Source organism: Thermomonas sp., from assembly GCF_041905325.1.
Classification (GTDB): Bacteria; Pseudomonadota; Gammaproteobacteria; order Xanthomonadales; family Xanthomonadaceae; genus Thermomonas.
In genome coordinates, this window is record NZ_JAYRLK010000002.1 from 278,381 (window position 1) to 294,431 (window position 16,051).

The 16,051-nt window shown below is 66.9% G+C and carries 15 protein-coding genes and 2 pseudogenes; 14 read left to right on the forward strand and 3 right to left on the reverse strand.

The window, feature by feature from the left end; translation table 11 throughout:
• Window positions 1-140 precede the first annotated feature (140 nt).
• The 6 genes from ACE3OK_RS03545 (at window position 141) to secF (ending at window position 6,277) form a co-directional block, all read left to right on the forward strand.
• Window positions 141-572 (forward strand): Lrp/AsnC family transcriptional regulator, encoded by a 432-nt coding sequence (locus ACE3OK_RS03545; protein WP_374248295.1) that lies wholly within the window; start codon window positions 141-143, stop codon window positions 570-572.
• A gap of 11 nt (window positions 573-583) precedes the next feature.
• On the forward strand, window positions 584-1,657 hold the full coding sequence (gene queA / locus ACE3OK_RS03550) for a tRNA preQ1(34) S-adenosylmethionine ribosyltransferase-isomerase QueA (RefSeq protein ID WP_374248161.1): 1,074 nt from the start codon (window positions 584-586) through the stop codon (window positions 1,655-1,657).
• 138 nt (window positions 1,658-1,795) lie between these two features.
• On the forward strand, window positions 1,796-2,926 hold the full coding sequence (tgt, locus tag ACE3OK_RS03555; RefSeq protein WP_374248162.1) for a tRNA guanosine(34) transglycosylase Tgt: 1,131 nt from the start codon (window positions 1,796-1,798) through the stop codon (window positions 2,924-2,926).
• Window positions 2,927-3,025: 99 nt separating this feature from the next.
• Window positions 3,026-3,382 (forward strand): preprotein translocase subunit YajC, encoded by a 357-nt coding sequence (gene yajC / locus ACE3OK_RS03560; protein WP_374248163.1) that lies wholly within the window; start codon window positions 3,026-3,028, stop codon window positions 3,380-3,382.
• A 64-nt stretch (window positions 3,383-3,446) separates the two neighbouring features.
• On the forward strand, window positions 3,447-5,288 hold the full coding sequence (secD, locus tag ACE3OK_RS03565; protein WP_374248164.1) for a protein translocase subunit SecD: 1,842 nt from the start codon (window positions 3,447-3,449) through the stop codon (window positions 5,286-5,288).
• A 20-nt stretch (window positions 5,289-5,308) separates the two neighbouring features.
• On the forward strand, window positions 5,309-6,277 hold the full coding sequence (gene secF, locus ACE3OK_RS03570) for a protein translocase subunit SecF (RefSeq protein WP_374248165.1): 969 nt from the start codon (window positions 5,309-5,311) through the stop codon (window positions 6,275-6,277).
• Between the two features lie 87 nt (window positions 6,278-6,364).
• Here secF and ACE3OK_RS03575 read toward each other — a convergent pair whose 3' ends face one another.
• Window positions 6,365-7,186 (reverse strand): inositol monophosphatase family protein, encoded by an 822-nt coding sequence (locus tag ACE3OK_RS03575; protein WP_374248166.1) that lies wholly within the window; start codon window positions 7,184-7,186, stop codon window positions 6,365-6,367.
• 97 nt (window positions 7,187-7,283) lie between these two features.
• Here ACE3OK_RS03575 and ACE3OK_RS03580 point away from each other — a divergent pair, with 97 nt between their 5' ends.
• The 4 genes and pseudogenes from ACE3OK_RS03580 to ACE3OK_RS03595 all read left to right on the forward strand — a co-directional run.
• Complete coding sequence (locus ACE3OK_RS03580; RefSeq protein WP_374248167.1) at window positions 7,284-8,078, forward strand: RNA methyltransferase; 795 nt, start codon at window positions 7,284-7,286, stop codon at window positions 8,076-8,078.
• 38 nt (window positions 8,079-8,116) lie between these two features.
• Window positions 8,117-9,052 carry a phosphate/phosphite/phosphonate ABC transporter substrate-binding protein gene (locus ACE3OK_RS03585; protein ID WP_374248168.1) on the forward strand — a complete coding sequence of 312 codons (936 nt, stop codon included), beginning with the start codon at window positions 8,117-8,119 and terminating at the stop codon, window positions 9,050-9,052.
• A 170-nt stretch (window positions 9,053-9,222) separates the two neighbouring features.
• Window positions 9,223-10,374 (forward strand): annotated as a pseudogene (locus ACE3OK_RS03590) (diguanylate cyclase domain-containing protein); the annotation flags it as partial.
• Window positions 10,375-10,443: 69 nt separating this feature from the next.
• Window positions 10,444-11,187 (forward strand): annotated as a pseudogene (locus ACE3OK_RS03595) (putative bifunctional diguanylate cyclase/phosphodiesterase); the annotation flags it as partial.
• Between the two features lie 9 nt (window positions 11,188-11,196).
• Here the strand turns inward: ACE3OK_RS03595 and ACE3OK_RS03600 are convergent.
• The gene (locus ACE3OK_RS03600; RefSeq protein ID WP_374248169.1) at window positions 11,197-12,510 is read right to left on the reverse strand and encodes a hemolysin family protein; all 1,314 of its coding nucleotides are present in this window, start codon (window positions 12,508-12,510) and stop codon (window positions 11,197-11,199) included.
• Between the two features lie 246 nt (window positions 12,511-12,756).
• Between ACE3OK_RS03600 and ACE3OK_RS03605 the strand changes: the two genes are divergently transcribed.
• Entirely contained in the window at window positions 12,757-13,383 is a 627-nt protein-coding gene (locus ACE3OK_RS03605) for a DUF47 domain-containing protein (protein ID WP_374248170.1), read from the forward strand.
• A gap of 10 nt (window positions 13,384-13,393) precedes the next feature.
• Window positions 13,394-14,515 carry an anion permease gene (locus tag ACE3OK_RS03610; protein ID WP_374248171.1) on the forward strand — a complete coding sequence of 374 codons (1,122 nt, stop codon included), beginning with the start codon at window positions 13,394-13,396 and terminating at the stop codon, window positions 14,513-14,515.
• Window positions 14,516-14,531: 16 nt separating this feature from the next.
• Here the strand turns inward: ACE3OK_RS03610 and ACE3OK_RS03615 are convergent, their stop codons facing one another.
• A complete protein-coding gene (locus tag ACE3OK_RS03615; protein WP_374248172.1) occupies window positions 14,532-14,969 on the reverse strand; it encodes a hypothetical protein in 438 nt (145 codons plus the stop codon).
• Window positions 14,970-14,990: 21 nt separating this feature from the next.
• Here ACE3OK_RS03615 and ACE3OK_RS03620 point away from each other — a divergent pair, with 21 nt between their 5' ends.
• Entirely contained in the window at window positions 14,991-15,335 is a 345-nt protein-coding gene (locus ACE3OK_RS03620; RefSeq protein ID WP_374248173.1) for an MGMT family protein, read from the forward strand.
• A 41-nt stretch (window positions 15,336-15,376) separates the two neighbouring features.
• Window positions 15,377-16,045, forward strand: a complete 669-nt coding sequence (locus tag ACE3OK_RS03625) for a rhomboid family intramembrane serine protease (protein WP_374248174.1) — start codon at window positions 15,377-15,379, stop codon at window positions 16,043-16,045.
• Window positions 16,046-16,051 lie beyond the last annotated feature (6 nt).

Genomic DNA, 16,051 nt, shown 5'->3' on the forward strand with positions numbered 1-16,051 from the left:
GAGGTGTCTCCCGTCCGGGCCGGGCCGCAAGATGGCGGCTGGCGAAACCTGACATTATGGCGGGATCGCCGTCATAAGGTAGGGTGAATTCGCCTTGAATGCCGAGCATATTGGGCGAATCGACGTTATCATTCGACGATATGAGAATTTCCCCTGCCGACGAACAATTGCTGTCCCTGCTTCGCGAGGACGCCCGCGCCGCCACCGCCGACATTGCCCGTCGTTTGGGCCTGTCGCGGACCACCGTGCAAAACCGCATCGCGCGGCTGGAGCAGCAGGGGGTGATCCGCGGCTACACCGTGCGGATCGACGACGAACTGGAGCGCAGCCGCATCCGCGCGCACATCCTGATCACCCTGCGGCCCAAGCAGATGACCGCGGTGGTGAAGGCGCTGCAGGCCATGCACGAGGTGCGGGTGCTGTATTCGATCAGCGGCGACAACGACCTGATCGCGCTGGCGGTGACGTCCACGGTGGGTGAGATGGACGTGCTGACCGACCGCATCGGCGTCATCGACGGGGTGGAGCGCACCAATACCTCGATCATCCTGTCCACCAAGTTCGAACGCTGACGCGGCATACAATGCGCGGTTCCCTTGCCGTCCCCGCCCCCTTGAAGACCTCCGATTTCCACTACGACCTGCCGCCGGAGCTGATCGCGCAGGCGCCGCTGCCCGAGCGTTCCGCCAGCCGCCTGTTGCATGTGCCTCCGGGCGATGCCGCCTTCGCCGACCTGCAGGTGCGCGACCTGCCGTCGTTGCTGCGCGCCGGCGACCTGCTGGTGTTCAACGACACCCGGGTGATCCCGGCGCGGCTGTTCGGCGCCAAGGCGACCGGCGGGCGGGTGGAGATCCTGATCGAGCGCTTGCTGTCGAACAACGAGGCGCGGGTGCAGCTGGGCGTGAGCAAGCCGCCGCAGATCGGCAGCCAGGTCGCGCTGGATGCCGGCGGCGAAGCGGAGGTGCTGGCGCGCCTGGAGGACGGTTTCTGGCAGCTGCGCTTCCATGTCGATGGCCCGCTGGAGGCATGGCTGCAGCACGCCGGCCAGCTGCCGCTGCCGCCCTACATCGAGCGTCGCCCGGATGCGGCAGATCGCGAGCGCTACCAGACTGTGTTCGCGCGCGAAACCGGTGCGGTGGCTGCACCGACCGCGGGCCTGCATTTCGACGAAGCCTTGCTGGACGCGCTGCGTGCACGCGCAGTCGAATTCGGCCACGTCACCCTGCACGTCGGCGCCGGCACCTTCCAGCCGGTGCGGGTGGATGATGTGCACAGCCATCGCATGCACAGCGAGTGGATCAATGTCGGTGCGGAACTCGTCGCCAAGGTGCGCCGCACCCGCGCTGCCGGAGGCCGGGTCATTGCCGTGGGCACTACTGTGGTGCGCGCGCTGGAGAGTGCGATGGTCGATGGCGAACTTTTGCCATTCGCCGGCGATACCCGCATCTTCATCTTCCCCGGCTACAAGATCCGCAGCATCGACGCGCTGATGACCAATTTCCACCTGCCCGAATCGACCCTGCTGATGCTGGTGTCGGCGTTCGCCGGCAAGCAGCGGATGTTCGCTGCCTACGAACACGCGGTGCAGCAGCGCTACCGCTTCTTCAGCTATGGCGACGCGATGCTGCTGTGGCCGGAGGCGAGTGATGCGCGCTGAACTTTCCACGCGTCGGTGCCGGCCATGGGGTGCTCCGGAGAGCGCGCCATGGATGGCGCGCGACGGCGCGTGGAACAGGATGTTCCCCCGCGCCGACAAGGAGTACCCCATGGCCGACACCGGCGCAGGCGATATTCGATGAGCCGCATGCAGTTCCAATTGCTCAACACCGACGGCGCCGCCCGCCGCGGCCGCATCACCTTCCCGCGCGGGGTCATCGAGACCCCGGCGTTCATGCCGGTGGGCACCTACGGCTCGGTCAAGGGCGTGTTGCCGCCGCAGATCAAGAACCTGGGTGCGCAAATCATTCTTGGCAATACCTTCCACCTGTTCCTGCGGCCCGGTCTTGAAGTGATCGAGGCGCACGGCGGCCTGCATGGCTTCGCCCGCTGGGACGGGCCGATCCTCACCGACTCCGGCGGCTTCCAGGTGTTCTCGCTGGCCCACCGCCGCAAGATCACCGAAGCCGGCGTGACCTTCGCCGCGCCCACCGACGGCCGCAAGGTCTTCCTCGGCCCCGAGGAGTCCATGCACATCCAGAAGGTGCTGGGCAGCGACATCGTGATGATCTTCGACGAGTGCCCGCCGGTGAACGACAAGCACGGCCAGCCGGTGCACCGTCGGGTGGTCGAGAAATCGATGGAGCTGTCCCTGCGCTGGGCCGAGCGTTCGAAAAAAGCCCACGAGGGCAACGACGCGGCGCTGTTCGGCATCGTCCAGGGCGGCGTGCATCACGACCTGCGCACGCTGTCGGCAGCAGGCTTGCAGCGGATCGGCTTCGACGGCTACGCGATCGGTGGACTGGCGGTGGGCGAAACCGAGGACGAGCGCAATGCCATGCTCGACCACACCTGCCCGCAGCTGCCGCAGGACCGCCCGCGCTACCTGATGGGCGTGGGCCGGCCGGAGGACTTGGTAGAGGCGGTGGCGCGCGGCATCGACATGTTCGACTGCGTGATGCCGACCCGCAACGCCCGCAACGGCCACTTCTTCACTTCGACCGGGGTGGTGCGCGTGCGCAACAGCCAGTACGAGCACGACCTGCGGCCGATCGAGGAGGGCTGCGACTGCGTGGCCTGCGCCGGCGGCTTCAGCCGCAGCTACCTGCGCCACCTGGACCGCTGCAACGAGATGCTGGGCCCGGTGCTGGGCACGCTGCACAACCTGCGCTACTACCAGCGGCTGATGGCGCAGATGCGCGACGCGATCGCGGCGGGAACTTTCGCCGACTTTCGCGAGTCCTTTTACGCGGCGCGGCGTGCCGCCTGAGCCCCGCGCGCGCCATCCGGGGGATGGCAGGGGCAATGCATGGCATAATCCCCGGCTGGCCTCGGCCAGTCCTTTCGTTTTCGCTGACACGGATTCCCGATGAACCCGCTCGCTTTCCTGCTTGATCTGATCGTTCCCGTTGCCCACGCCCAAGGTGCCAATGCACCGGCTGCGGCGCCCAGCCTGTGGCAAGGCCCCGTCATGATGGTGGTCCTGATTGCGGTCATGTACTTCCTGATGATCCGTCCGCAGATGAAGCGGCAGAAGGAACATCGCGCGATGCTGGACAAGCTGGGCAAGGGCGATGAAGTCATCACCAATGGCGGCATCGCCGGCACCGTGGTGGGCCTGGGCGATGCCTTCATCACCGTGGAAGTGGCCAGCGGCGTGCAGTTGCGCGTGCAGAAGGGTGCCATTGCCAGCGTTCTGCCGAAGGGCACGCTGAAGTCCGCCTGAGCCGTTCCTTCCGTATTGGCCTGACACGACCTGACGCCCTGACGGCGTCGAGCAGGATCCTGCAATGCTTGAATTCCCGCGCTGGAAATACTTCCTCATCCTGGTGATCCTGGCGGTCAGCGTGTTGTATGCGCTGCCGAATGCTTACCAGAAAGACCCCTCCGTCCAGATCACCGCCAACCGTGGTGCACAGGTCAATGACGCCCTCAAGTCCCGTGTGGTCGGCTTGCTGCGTGATGCGCACCTGGCCCCCAAGGCGGTGGCCGTGGAAGGCAACAACCTGATCGTCCGCATGCAGTCGCTGGAAGACCAGACCCGCGCCAACAACCTGATCCGCGAAAAAGTCGGCGATGGCTACACGGTGGCGCTGAACCTGGCCTCCACCGTGCCGGCCTGGCTGACCCGGCTGGGCGGCAAGCCCATGGTGCTGGGCCTGGACCTGGTGGGCGGCGTGCACTTCGCCATGCAGGTGGACAAGCAGGCGGCGGTGGACAAGCGTTTCGAGGCGTTTGCCGACGACATCCGCACCACCTTGCGCGATAGTCGCGTGGGTTATCGGTCGGTCGATCGCAACGGCACCAGCACCCTGCGCGTGGTGCTCACCAATCCGGCCGACAACGACAAGGCGCGTGCGGCGTTGGTGAAGGCGCAGCCCACCCTGACCTATGCCAGCGACGCCAGCGGGCTCACCGTCACCGTGCCACAGGCGGAGATGCAGCAGATCGCCTCCAGTGCGATCGAGCAGAACCTGACCACCTTGCGCAACCGCGTCAACGAGCTGGGCGTGGCCGAACCGATCATCCAGCGCCAGGGCGAAGACCGCATCGTGGTCGAACTGCCGGGCGTGCAGGACACTGCCGAGGCCAAGCGCATGATCGGCGCGACCGCCACCCTGGAATACCGCGCGGTGGTGGACGGCGACGCAGGCGAGGCGGAAACCAGCGGGCACGTGCCGCCGGAGGCCAAGCTCTACCACGAGCGCAATGGCCGCCCGGTGCTGCTGAACAAGCGCGTGATCGCCACCGGCGACCAGATGGTCACCGCCAGCGCGTCCACCGACCAGAACGGCCTGCCGGCGGTCAGCGTGACCCTGAACGGCGTCGGCGGGCAGCGCATGTTCGACTTCACCAGCGCCAACGTCGGCAAGCCGATGGCGGTGGTGTACACCGAGCGCATCCCGCAGGTGACCATGGTCGATGGCAAGGAAGTGCGCAGCTTCAAGGTCAAGGAAGAAGTGATTTCCGTGGCCAACATCAGTGGCGTGTTCGGCAAGCAGTTCCAGACCACCGGGCTGGAGCGCAACGAAGCCGACAGCCTGGCCAAGCTGCTGCGCGCAGGTTCGCTGGCCGCGCCGATGGATTTCGTCGAGGAATACGTGATCGGCCCCAGCCTGGGTGCCGAGAACGTGGCCCGCGGCATCAAGGCGGTGGTGTTCTCGTTCATCTTCACGCTGGTGTTCTTCACCATCTACTACCGCGCGTTCGGTGCCATCACCTCGGTGGCGCTGCTGTTCAACCTGCTGATCGTGGTGTCGGTGATGTCGATGTTCGGTGCCACCATGACCCTGCCGGGCTTCGCCGGGTTGGCGTTGTCGGTGGGCCTGTCGGTGGATGCCAACGTGCTGATCAACGAGCGCATCCGCGAGGAGTTGCGGCTGGGAATCCCGCCGAAGGCGTCGATCGCGATGGGTTACGAGCGCGCCTCGCACACCATCATGGACGCCAACCTGACCGGCCTGATCGTGGGCGTGGCGCTGTATGCGTTCGGCACCGGCCCGCTGAAGGGCTTCGCGCTGACCATGATCATCGGCATCTTCGCCTCGATGTTCACCGCGATCACCGTGTCGCGCGGGTTGGCGGTGCTGATCTACGGCCATCGCAAGAAGCTGCAATCCGTGGCGATCTGACGGGATAGAGAGACCATTCCATGAAACTGTTCCCGCTTCATCTCATCCCCAATGACACCACCATCGACTTCATGCGCCATCGCCGTCCGGTGCTGGTGGTGATGGCGCTGCTGCTGGTGCTGTCGGTGGCCATCATCGGCCTGAAGGGTTTCAACTTCGCGCTGGAATTCACCGGCGGCACCGTGGTGCGCACGCATTTCGCGCAGCCGGTGCACGTGGACAACGTACGCCAGAAGCTGACGGCGGCGGGTATCCACAACGCGCAGGTGCAAAGCGTGGGCGGCGGCAGCGACGTGATCGTGCGCCTGCAGGCCGACACCGAGCACAACAACGCCGCCGATGCCGCGCAGAAAGTGGCCGACCGCGTGCGCGATGCCATCACCAGCCCGGCCAACCCGGCCACCGTGCAGCCGGGTGAATTCGTCGGCCCGCAAGTGGGGCGCGACCTGGCCATGAACGGCGTGTACGCCACCTTGTTCATGCTGGTGGGCTTCCTGATCTACATCGCCGCGCGCTTCGAGTTCAAATTTGCGATGGTGGCCAGCATCACCGCGTTCTTCGACCTGATCCTGACGATTGCCTACATGTCGATGCTGGGGCGCGAGTTCGACCTGACCGTGTTGGCTGGCCTGTTGTCGGTGATGGGCTTCGCGATCAACGACATCATCGTGGTGTTCGACCGCGTGCGCGAGAACTTCCGCACCCTGCGGGTGGATTCGCTGGAAGTGCTCAATCGCTCGATCAACCAGACCCTGTCCCGCACGATCATCACGGCGGTGATGTTCTTCCTGTCGGCGCTGGCGCTGTACATGTACGGCGGCGAATCGATGGAGGGGCTGGCCGAAACCCACATGGTCGGGGCGTTGATCGTGGTGGTGTCGTCGGTGATCGTGGCGGTGCCGATGCTGACCATCGGGCCGTTCAAGGTGTCCAAGCAGGACCTGATGCCGAAGGCCAAGGACCACGCGGAGCTTGCACGACGTCCCTGAGTGCCGCGGGCCGGGGCCCGGTCATCTCGCAATCAAGGAAAAGGCCGCGCAGAGATGCGCGGCCTTTTGCGTGGCGGGCAAGGGCGATCAGCCGAACGCGGCGGCGTAGCCGGATTGCACGATGAGTTTTTGCAGTTCGGCGGACAGCTTCTGGTTGCCGGCCACCACCTGCCGGCCGTGGATGCCGCGGCTGTCCATCGGCGCGGTCTGGGCACCCTTGAAATCGCAGACCCGGCCGCCGGCCTCGCGCACCAGCAGCACGCCGGCGGCGATGTCCCAGGGTTTCAGGCCGGCTTCGAAGAAACCATCGCTGCGGCCGCAGGCCACGTAGGCCAGGTCCAGCGCGGCCGAGCCGGTGCGGCGGATGTCCTCGGCGCTGCGCAGCAGTTCGCGCACGCATTCCAGTTGCGCCGGCGCACGCTCGCGTTCGCGCGGCGGGAAGCCGGTGCCCAGCATCGCGCCGTTCAGGTCCTTGCGTTCGGAAACGCGGATGCGACGGTCGTTGAGCAGTGCGCCACTGCCGCGGCTGGCGGTGAACAGCTCGTTGCGCAACGGGTCGAAGATCACCCCGTGCTGCACCTCGCCCTGTTCGACCATCGCGATCGACACGCACCAATGCGGGAAGCCGTGCAGGTAGTTGCTGGTGCCGTCCAGCGGGTCGATCACGAACAGCGCGCCACCCTTGCGGCCCTGCGCGCCACCTTCCTCACCGAGGAATGCGGCATCGGGATACGCGCGACGCAGCTCCTTGATCACGGCCTGTTCGGCTTGCTCGTCCACCTCGCTGGCGTAGTCCAGCCGGTCTTTCTCGATCACGTTGATCGCATCGAGCTTGTTCATGTTGCGCAACAGGACGCCACCTGCCGCGCGGGCCGCCTTGACCATGACTGTGACGACGGGTTTTTGCATGGGAACGACGCCTCGAACGCAATTGAGGAAAGGGGGACAGCGACGGAAAAGAGCAAGACCTGCGCCGGGGCAGGCGCGCAAAGTTTACCATTGCCGCATGAATGCATCTTCGACCAGCGCCGCCGCCGAGCGTTTGCGCATCGTGCTGGTGGGCACCCAGCACCCCGGCAACATCGGGTCCGCGGCCCGTGCGATGAAGACCATGGGCCTGTCGAAACTGGTGCTGGTGGCCCCGGAAAAGGCACCCGACCGCGACACCCATGCGATGGCGGCCGGTGCCGACGATCTGGTGGAATCCGCGCCGGTGTTCGCCACCCTGGCCGAGGCGGTAGCCGATTGCCGCTGGGTGTTGGGGGCCACCGCGCGCAACCGCCGCATCCAGCTGGAGCCGCTGCATCCGCGCGATGCCGCCGTGCGCGCCGTGCAGGCGACCGCCAGCGGGCCGGTGGCGCTGGTGTTCGGGCGCGAGCGCACCGGGCTGGACAACGACGAATTGCAGCTCTGCCATGCGGCGGTGCATATCCCGTCCGATCCGGCCTTCAGCTCGCTCAACCTCGCTGCGGCGGTGCAGGTGCTCAGCTACGAGCTGCGCTGCGTGCTGTTGGGTGATACCGATGCCACGCCGGTCGAGGGGCGCACGCCGCCACCGGCGGAGGGCGTGGCTTCGCACGCCGAACTGGAGGGGTTGTTCGGACAACTGGCCGAGACCCTCGAGCAGATCGACTTCCACAAGGGGCGCGCGCCGGATTCGGCGATGCGCAAGCTGCGTCGCCTGTACCTGCGCGCCAACCTCGACAGCGCCGACGTGCGCCTGCTGCGCGGCGTGCTGGCGGATGCCCAACGCATGGCACGGTTGGCCGCACAGGCTTCCGTTGCCGGAAAAATAGGGTAGCCTCGCAGGGTCGAGGACGAGGGCAGCCATCAGTTTCCATGCGTCGTGTCTTGCTCGCGCTGACGTGCCTGACCTGCCTGCTGGTCGCGTGGCTGCCGGCGGCGCATGCGCAATCGGTGCCGACCGGAAGCGATGCCGGGGTGCTGGTGCTGGGGCGGGTTAGCGATGACCCGAAATCGCATTACGACCAGCTCAAGCCGTTGCTGGATTACGTCATCCCGCGCATGGCGGTGGTGGGTGTTCGCAGCGGCCGCATCCTGATGGCCAAGGACTTGCAGCAGATGTCCAGTTACCTGCGGCGTGGCCGCGTGGACTGGATCAACGAAACCGCCGGCAACGCCGCCGTGCTGGAGCAGCGCGGCGTCGCGCATTCCTTCCTGATCACCGAGCGCGATGGCGCGGCGCATTACCACAGCGTGTTCTTCGTGCGCCGCGACAGCCCGGTGCAGTCGCTGAAGGATCTGGCGGGGCACAGTGTGGCGTTCCAGAGCCCGTATTCCACCAGCGCCTATTTCCTGCCCGCCAACACTTTGCTGGAGCAGGGCCAGTCGCTGGAATTGCTGCTCTCGCCGATGGACAAGCCGGCGCCGGACCGGGTGGGCTACGTGTTCGCGCGCACCGAGCTGAACGTGACCACCTGGGTCCACAAGCGGTTGGTGGATGCCGGCGTGCTCAGCAACCTCGACTGGATCAATCCCGGCCGCATGCCGCCGGCGTTCGCGCAGGATTTCCGCATCATCGGCCGCACCCAGGACGTGCCGCGCGCGTTGATGCTGGCGCGTACCGGGCTGGAGCCGAAGGTGGAGGCGCGCTTGCGCGAGGTGTTGCAGGAAGCCGCCTCCGACCCGGTGGCTGGCGAGGCGTTGCGGCGGTTCATGGACACCGGCCATTTCGTGCCGATCAGTGCCGGTGACCGCCGCGCGCTGGAGGCGCTGGCCAAGGGCGTGCAGCGCGTGCGCACGGAGGTCGAATGAAGCGCGACTGGCTGGGGCTGCAATCCAAGTTCCAGATCGCGATCCTCTCGGGGCTTGCACTGGTGCTGGTGTTGCTGGCGCTGCTGTGGCATCGCCAGCAGGAAAGCCTGGACGAAGCCAGCAACATCGCCCGCCAGAACGTGCATGCCCTGCTGGGCGAGCAGTTGCGCATGAGCGGCGAGGCGCAGGTGCGCCAGCTCGCCGATGCGCTGGCCAACCCGCTGTATTACTTCGACCTGGACGCGGTGGGTGCACTGGCCCGTGGCGCCTTGCGCGCGCCCGACGTGGACTACGTGCTGGTCTACGACCCGCAGGGGCGGATCCTGCACGACGGCTCCGGCGACATCGCCGCCTACGGGCGACCGATGAACGATGCACTGGCGGCCGAGGTCATTCAGGCCCGCGGCCCGCATACCCGCCAGCTGGGCAACATCCTCGACGTGTCGATCCCGATCATGATCGGCGATGACCGTTTGGGCGGCGTGCGCATCGGCTATTCGATGGAGACGATGGCGCGCGCGGAGGGGCAGTCGCTGTCGGCGTTGCGCGAGCGCTTCACCGACGTCAACCAGCGCAGCGTGATCTGGCTGTTGGTGATGTTCGCCGGGCTTGCCGCGGTGTCGCTGCTGGGGGCATTCATCCTGCAACGGCAGCTGGTGCGCCCGATCCGCCTGCTGGGCGAGGCCGCGCGCCGGATCGAGGCCGGGGATTTTTCCTCGCCGGTCCCGGCCAGCCGGCGCACCGACGAGCTGGGTGACCTGATCCGCACGTTCGGGCGGATGCGCGAAAGCGTGGTGCGGCACGACCGCGACATCCGCCGGGTGGCCTACAGCGACGCCTTGACCGGGCTGGCCAACCGGCTGGCGTTCCGCGAGGCGCTGGAGCACCGGCTGCGCGAGATGCAGGGCGCAAGTTGCCAATTGGCCCTGCTGTTCGTGGACCTCGACGATTTCAAGCGCGTCAACGACACCCTGGGCCATGAGGCGGGCGACGAGGTGCTGTTGCAGGCGGCCGGGCGGATCAACCACGCGGTGCGCGCGATCGACGGGCTGGACGCGCTGGTGGCGCGTTTTGGCGGCGACGAATTCGTGATCCTGCTGCAAGCCGACGCGGCCTTCCAGGATGACAGCGTGCGCGGCAAGGCGATCCGGCTGGCGGAGTCGCTGGTGTTGACCCTGAGCGAGCCGCTGCTGCTGCACGGGCGGCAGGTCCTGCTGGGGGCCTCGGTGGGAGTGGCGGTGTTCCCCGACGATGCCAGCACGGCATCGTTGCTGATGAAGAACGGCGACATCGCGATGTACCAGGCAAAGATGGCCGGCAAGAATTGCTACCGCTTCTACAGCCGGGCGATGGATCAGGCGGTGGAGCGGCGCGTGCGCATGGAGCAGGACTTGCGCGGCGCATGGGAGCGCGGCGAGCTGAGCCTGTCGTACCAGCCGATTTTCCGCACCCATGACCGCGTGCTGGTGGGGGCCGAGGCGCTGCTGCGCTGGAACCACCCGGAAGACGGCGCGATCGCCCCTTCGGTGTTCATCGACGTGGCCGAACAGAGCGGCCTGATCGAGGTGATCGGCCAGCTGGCGCTGCAGGCGGCCTGCAACGAGGCGGCTACCTGGCCGGTTCCCCGTGGCGCGGGCGAGCCACCGTTCGTGTCGGTCAATGTCTCGGCGCGGCAATTGCGCAGCGGGGACTTGCTGGGGCAGGTGGCCGATGCGCTTGCGCACAGCGGCTGCGCGCCCGAGCGCCTGCATCTGGAATTGACCGAAACCGCGGTGATCAGCGACGAGGCCTATGCCACCGAATTGCTGGGCAAGCTGCGCCAGCTGGGGGTGCGGGTGTGGCTGGACGATTTCGGCACCGGCTATTCCAGCCTCAGCCATTTGCGCCGCGTGCAGGTGGATGGGTTGAAGATCGACCGCAGTTTCATCACCGATCTGCTGCGCGACCCCGACGACCTGGCCCTGACCAGTGCGATCGTGGCCATGGCGCATTCGATGGGTGTGACCGTGGTGGCCGAGGGGGTGGAGCGGCAAGGCCAGTTCGACCTGCTGCGCGAACGTGGTTGCGACCTGGTGCAGGGCTACTGGCTGGGGCATCCGGTGGATGCGTTGGAATTCCTGCAACTGCTGCGCTGAGCGGCGGGGTCAGTCGATGGCTTCGGGCTGGGCGTTGGCTTCGCGTTGCAGCAGCAGCTTGTCGATGCGCGGGCCGTCCAGGTCCACCACCTCGATCCGCCATTGGCCGAGGATGAAGTATTCGCCGACGTGCGGGATCCGCCCGAAGCGCGCGATCACCAGGCCGGCGATGGTGTGGTAGTCGGCTTCCCCGGCATCGGCCAGGCGCTCGCCGGTGAGCTCGCGCAGTTCGTCCAGGTGCAGCCCGCCATCGACCAGCAGCGAACCATCCTCGCGCTCCACCACCAGCGCCTCGTCGGCATCGGTTTCGGCGCCCGCCTGCAGGCGCCCGATCACCGCATCGACGATGTCGCTCACGGTCACCAGGCCCTGGATGTCGCCGTATTCGTCCACCACCAGCGCCATGGATTGCTGTTCTTCGCGCAGGATCTCCAGCAGCTTCATCGCCTGGGTGGATTCGGACACGAACAGGGCCGGCCGCAGGTTGTCGAACAGCGCCGGCACCGGCTTGCCCAGTTCGTCCAGCAGGGTTTTCACTTCGAGGATGCCGGCCACGTCGCTGTCGTTGCCGCGATAGACCGGGTAGCGCGAGAAGGCGCCGTCCTGCATCGTGGCCAGGTTCTCGGCCAGCGACCCGGAGGTGTCGAGCCAGGCGATGCGGGTGCGCGGGGTCATCAGGCTGTCGGCGGTGCGGTCGCCCAGCCGCATCACCCGGGTCAGCATGTTGCGCTCATCCAGGTCGATCACGCCTTGCTCGTGGCCTTCGCTCACCAGCAGGTGGATTTCCTCTTCGGTGACTTGCGAGCCGCCGCCGTCGCCGGTGCGCAGCAGCCGCAGCAGCACGCGCACGGTGGCGCTGAGCAGCCCCACCACCGGGCTGGCCAGCCGCGACAACCAGTGCATCGGCAGTGCGGCCGCGGCAGCCACGCGTTCGGGGGCCAGCAATGCCAGCCGCTTGGGCAGCAATTCGCCCAGCACGATGCTCAGGTAGGTGATCAGGCCTACCGCCAGCACCTTGCCCAGCGTGCCGGCAGAGGCCCCCAGCGCAGGCGCGTGGGCGGCCAGCCAGGTGCCGATCAAGCCGCCGATCGCATCGCCCCCCAGCATGCCGGTGAGGATGGTGATCAGGGTCAGGCCCACCTGCACCGTGGACAGGAATTGTTCCGGGTGTTCGGCCAGCTCCAGTGCCTTGCGGGCTCCGCGGCTATGGGCGGCGTTCTGCTTCAGGCGCGCCTTGCGCGAGGTGACGACGGCCATTTCCGACAGTGCGAAAAAGCCGTTCAGCAGGATCAGGGCGAAGACGATGAGCAGGAGTTCCAGCACGGGGGGTCACCAGGTGCAGGCGGAGGGGAGGTGGGGGAGGGCGGCCACGCCACGCGGCACCCTTGCGGTGCGGCGGAAACAAGCAGGCGGTGGCAGGAAAGATGCGTCCATGGGCTGCGCCGGGGCGCGGGTGCATCATAGCAGGCGTGTCCTGGCGTGCCCGGCTGTCATCCGGCCGTCACAATTGCGCAGTACCGTTGCAACCATTGCCTCATCTTGCCCCTTTACCCTCGTCGGATTTTTCCCATGTTCTCCCTGCAAACCATCTTCGGCTCCGGTACCCAGTTCTACGCACTGCTGGACGATGCGGCCGCCGCCGCCTACGACAGCGCCAAGGCATTGCACGCGATGATGCGCGAGTCCGACCGCCAGCCCGCGCTGGACGCCTTCAAGCTGGCCCGCCTGCGCGAGCGCACTGCCGCCGAGAAGATCAGTCAGGCGCTGGTGGACAGCTACATCACCCCGATCGAGCGCGAGGACATCGAGGCGCTGGGCTCGGCCCTGCACAAGATCCCCAAGCAGATCGAGAAGTTTGCCGACCGCTACGCGCTGGCCACCCAGCACCTGGCCCACATCGACTTCGCGCCGCGCGCGGCGATGCTGGAGCAGGCCGCCGAAGTGGTGGTGCAGATGGTCGACGAGCTGGAGCGGATGAACCTCGACCGCATGACCAAGCTCAACGAGAAGCTGCGTTCGATCGAGAACGAGGCCGACCGGCTGATGCTGGAGCTGTACCGCGAAATCTATTCCGGCAAGCTCGACAGCCTGCAGATGTTCCTGCTCAAGGAGTTCTTCGAAATCCTGGAAAAGGCCATCGACCGTTGCCGCGAGGCCGGCGTGGTCATCTACCAGATCGTCCTGAAGAACTCCTGAGGCCGCCGCCGTGCTGACGCTCGTACTGGTGGTGGTGGCCACCGCGCTGATCTTCGAATTCATCAACGGCTTCCACGACACCGCCAATTCCATCGCCGCCTCGGTGGCCACCAAGGTGCTCAGCCCCGGCCAGGCGGTGGGGGTGGCGGCGGTGACCAATCTGCTGGGCGCGCTCACCGGCACCGCGGTGGCGGCCACGATTGCCACCGGCATCATCAATACCCACGTGGTGGAAGCGACCTCGCAACTGGTGCTGTGCGCGTTGCTGGGTGCGATCGTGTGGAACCTGGTGACCTGGTGGTTCGGGTTGCCGTCATCGTCTTCGCATGCGCTGATCGGCAGCTTGTGCGGCGCGGCGTTCGCGGCCTCGCACAACAACTGGAATGCGTTGATCTGGGTGCAGACCGCGGCCGACTGGACCAAGAGCAAGGGCCTGGTGTGGAAGGTCATCGTGCCGATGGTGACCTCGCCGGTGGTGGGGTTCCTGCTGGGCCTGACCCTGATGGTGCTGTTGTGGTCGCTGATCTACGGGCTGGAACGGTCCGGCGGTGCGCTGCGACGGTTGGCGCGCCCGCGCTGGATCAATGCGCTGTTCGGCAAGTTGCAGATCGTTTCGGCCGCCTACATGGGCTATGCGCACGGGCACAACGACGCGCAGAAGACCATGGGCGTGATCGCGCTGACGCTGGTGGGTGCGCAGGCCAGTGGCGCGCTGGACGACCTGCCGAGCTGGCTGGCGTTCATGCATCCGGCGGCCTCGGCGGACAATGCCGTGGCCACCTGGATCGTGGTCACCTGCGCGCTGGTGATGGCCGCCGGCACCGCCTCGGGCGGTTGGCGCATCATCAAGACGCTGGGCCACAAGATGGTGAAGCTGCATCCGCTGGACGGTTTCGCGGTGGATACCAGCTCGGCCACGGTGCTGATGGCGGCGGCGCATTTCGGCATGCCGGTGTCCACCACCCATACCGTATCCACCGCGATCATGGGCGTGGGCTTCGCCAAGAACCCGCGCCGGTTGAAGCTGGGCACCATCGAGCGGATCGTGTGGGCGTGGATTCTCACCATCCCGACATCGGGCATGGTGGCTTACGGGCTCTACCAGTTGCTGCGGGCCGCGGGCTGGGCGTGAGGACGGCGGCGGCGCCTCACAGCAGGTCGCCGCCGGCGGACAGCCGCCGTTCCATCTCGTCGCCGGTGCCGCCGATGTCCAGCACCAGGCGGTCGATTTCGGCTGCGGTGAGGCTGTCGTAGGGGCGGTTTTCGCACAGTTGCAGGTAGGGCACCCCATCCAGTTCGCCGATGGCAAGGTAGCCCACCCGGCTTTCCCAGTTGAAGCGCAGTGCCCGGCGGGCGTCCATGCCGGTGATCGGTGCCACGGCGGTGCTGACCCGCAGGAAGTTGCGGCCATCGTCGTCCTGCAATTCGGCCAGGAAGATCGACTGGTGTCGCGTGCCTTGCGCCAGCGACAACTCCACGCAGGCCATGAAGGGCTCTTGCAGGCTCAGCCGATAGCCGGCGTTGGCCAGGTGGCGGCGGATCTGCTCGAAGTTGTCCATGGCGTGCGCGGCAGGTTGGATGGGCATGCGGCTATGCTAACCCGGAACATGGCCCGTCCAGCACCCACCGCCAGCCCCGAACACCGCATCCTGGCGGCGGTGCGCGCGGTACCGTGCGGGCAGGTGGCCAGCTACGGCGCCATCGCCCGGCGTGCCGGCTTGCCGGGGCGGGCGCGGCTGGTGGCGCGCATCCTCGGCCAGAACGATGACCCGGCATTGCCCTGGCATCGCATCCTGCGGGCGGATGGGCGGATCGCCTTTCCGCCGGACGCACCGGGGTTTGCCGAACAGGCGCGCCGGCTGGTGGCGGAAGGGGTGGCGGTCCGCAGCGGGCGGGTGCGCCTGCCGGCCGAGCCCGAGGATGTCGATGCCGCTGTCTGGGGGCCGCGCTGAGCGGCTATGATGCGCTGCAACGAAACCGGGACGCCGCACGGATGCCGTTCAATCTGCCGAAAATCACCCAAGCATTGCTGATCGCCAATCTGGTGGGCTTTGCCCTGCAATACCTGCTGGGCGACCAGGCCATGGCGTCACTGATGCTGTGGCCATGGGGCGATACCGGGTTCGACCCGGTCGAGGCGGCGCCGGCGTTCATGCCGTGGCAGCTGCTGAGCTATGCCTTCCTGCACGGCAGTTTCCTGCATATCGCCTTCAACATGCTGGCGTTGGTGATGTTCGGCGCGCCGCTGGAATACACCTGGGGCGCGCGCCGCTTCCTGACCTACTACGTCGTGTGCGTAGTGGGGGCGGGCCTGTGCCAGTTGCTGGTGGGTTCGTATGCGCTGTCGCAGGGCGGCGACCCGTATCCCACCATCGGTGCATCCGGCGGCGTGTTCGGGTTGCTGCTGGCCTATGGCATGTTGTTCCCGAACCAGCGGGTGATGCTGCTGTTCCCGCCGATTCCGATGACGGCGCGCACCCTGGTGATCGTCTACGGCCTGTTCGAACTGGGCGTGGGCATCACCGGGCTGCAGCCGGGCGTGGCGCATTTCGCCCATCTTGGCGGGATGCTGTTCGGCTGGCTGTTGATCCGCCATTGGCGCGGCCAGCCACCCTTCGGTGGGCGCGGCCGGCGTGGGCCGCGGATGCGGATCGTGCGCTGAGCCGGC

Coding starts and splice junctions, on each gene's coding strand:
- ACE3OK_RS03545 (WP_374248295.1), top strand. CDS start 141: ATGAGAATTTCCCCTGCCGACGAACAATTGCTGTCCCTGCTTCGCGAG.
- queA (WP_374248161.1), top strand. CDS start 584: ATGCGCGGTTCCCTTGCCGTCCCCGCCCCCTTGAAGACCTCCGATTTC.
- tgt (WP_374248162.1), top strand. CDS start 1,796: ATGAGCCGCATGCAGTTCCAATTGCTCAACACCGACGGCGCCGCCCGC.
- yajC (WP_374248163.1), top strand. CDS start 3,026: ATGAACCCGCTCGCTTTCCTGCTTGATCTGATCGTTCCCGTTGCCCAC.
- secD (WP_374248164.1), top strand. CDS start 3,447: ATGCTTGAATTCCCGCGCTGGAAATACTTCCTCATCCTGGTGATCCTG.
- secF (WP_374248165.1), top strand. CDS start 5,309: ATGAAACTGTTCCCGCTTCATCTCATCCCCAATGACACCACCATCGAC.
- ACE3OK_RS03575 (WP_374248166.1), bottom strand. CDS start 7,186: ATGCAAAAACCCGTCGTCACAGTCATGGTCAAGGCGGCCCGCGCGGCA.
- ACE3OK_RS03580 (WP_374248167.1), top strand. CDS start 7,284: ATGAATGCATCTTCGACCAGCGCCGCCGCCGAGCGTTTGCGCATCGTG.
- ACE3OK_RS03585 (WP_374248168.1), top strand. CDS start 8,117: ATGCGTCGTGTCTTGCTCGCGCTGACGTGCCTGACCTGCCTGCTGGTC.
- ACE3OK_RS03605 (WP_374248170.1), top strand. CDS start 12,757: ATGTTCTCCCTGCAAACCATCTTCGGCTCCGGTACCCAGTTCTACGCA.
- ACE3OK_RS03615 (WP_374248172.1), bottom strand. CDS start 14,969: ATGCCCATCCAACCTGCCGCGCACGCCATGGACAACTTCGAGCAGATC.
- ACE3OK_RS03620 (WP_374248173.1), top strand. CDS start 14,991: ATGGCCCGTCCAGCACCCACCGCCAGCCCCGAACACCGCATCCTGGCG.
- ACE3OK_RS03625 (WP_374248174.1), top strand. CDS start 15,377: ATGCCGTTCAATCTGCCGAAAATCACCCAAGCATTGCTGATCGCCAAT.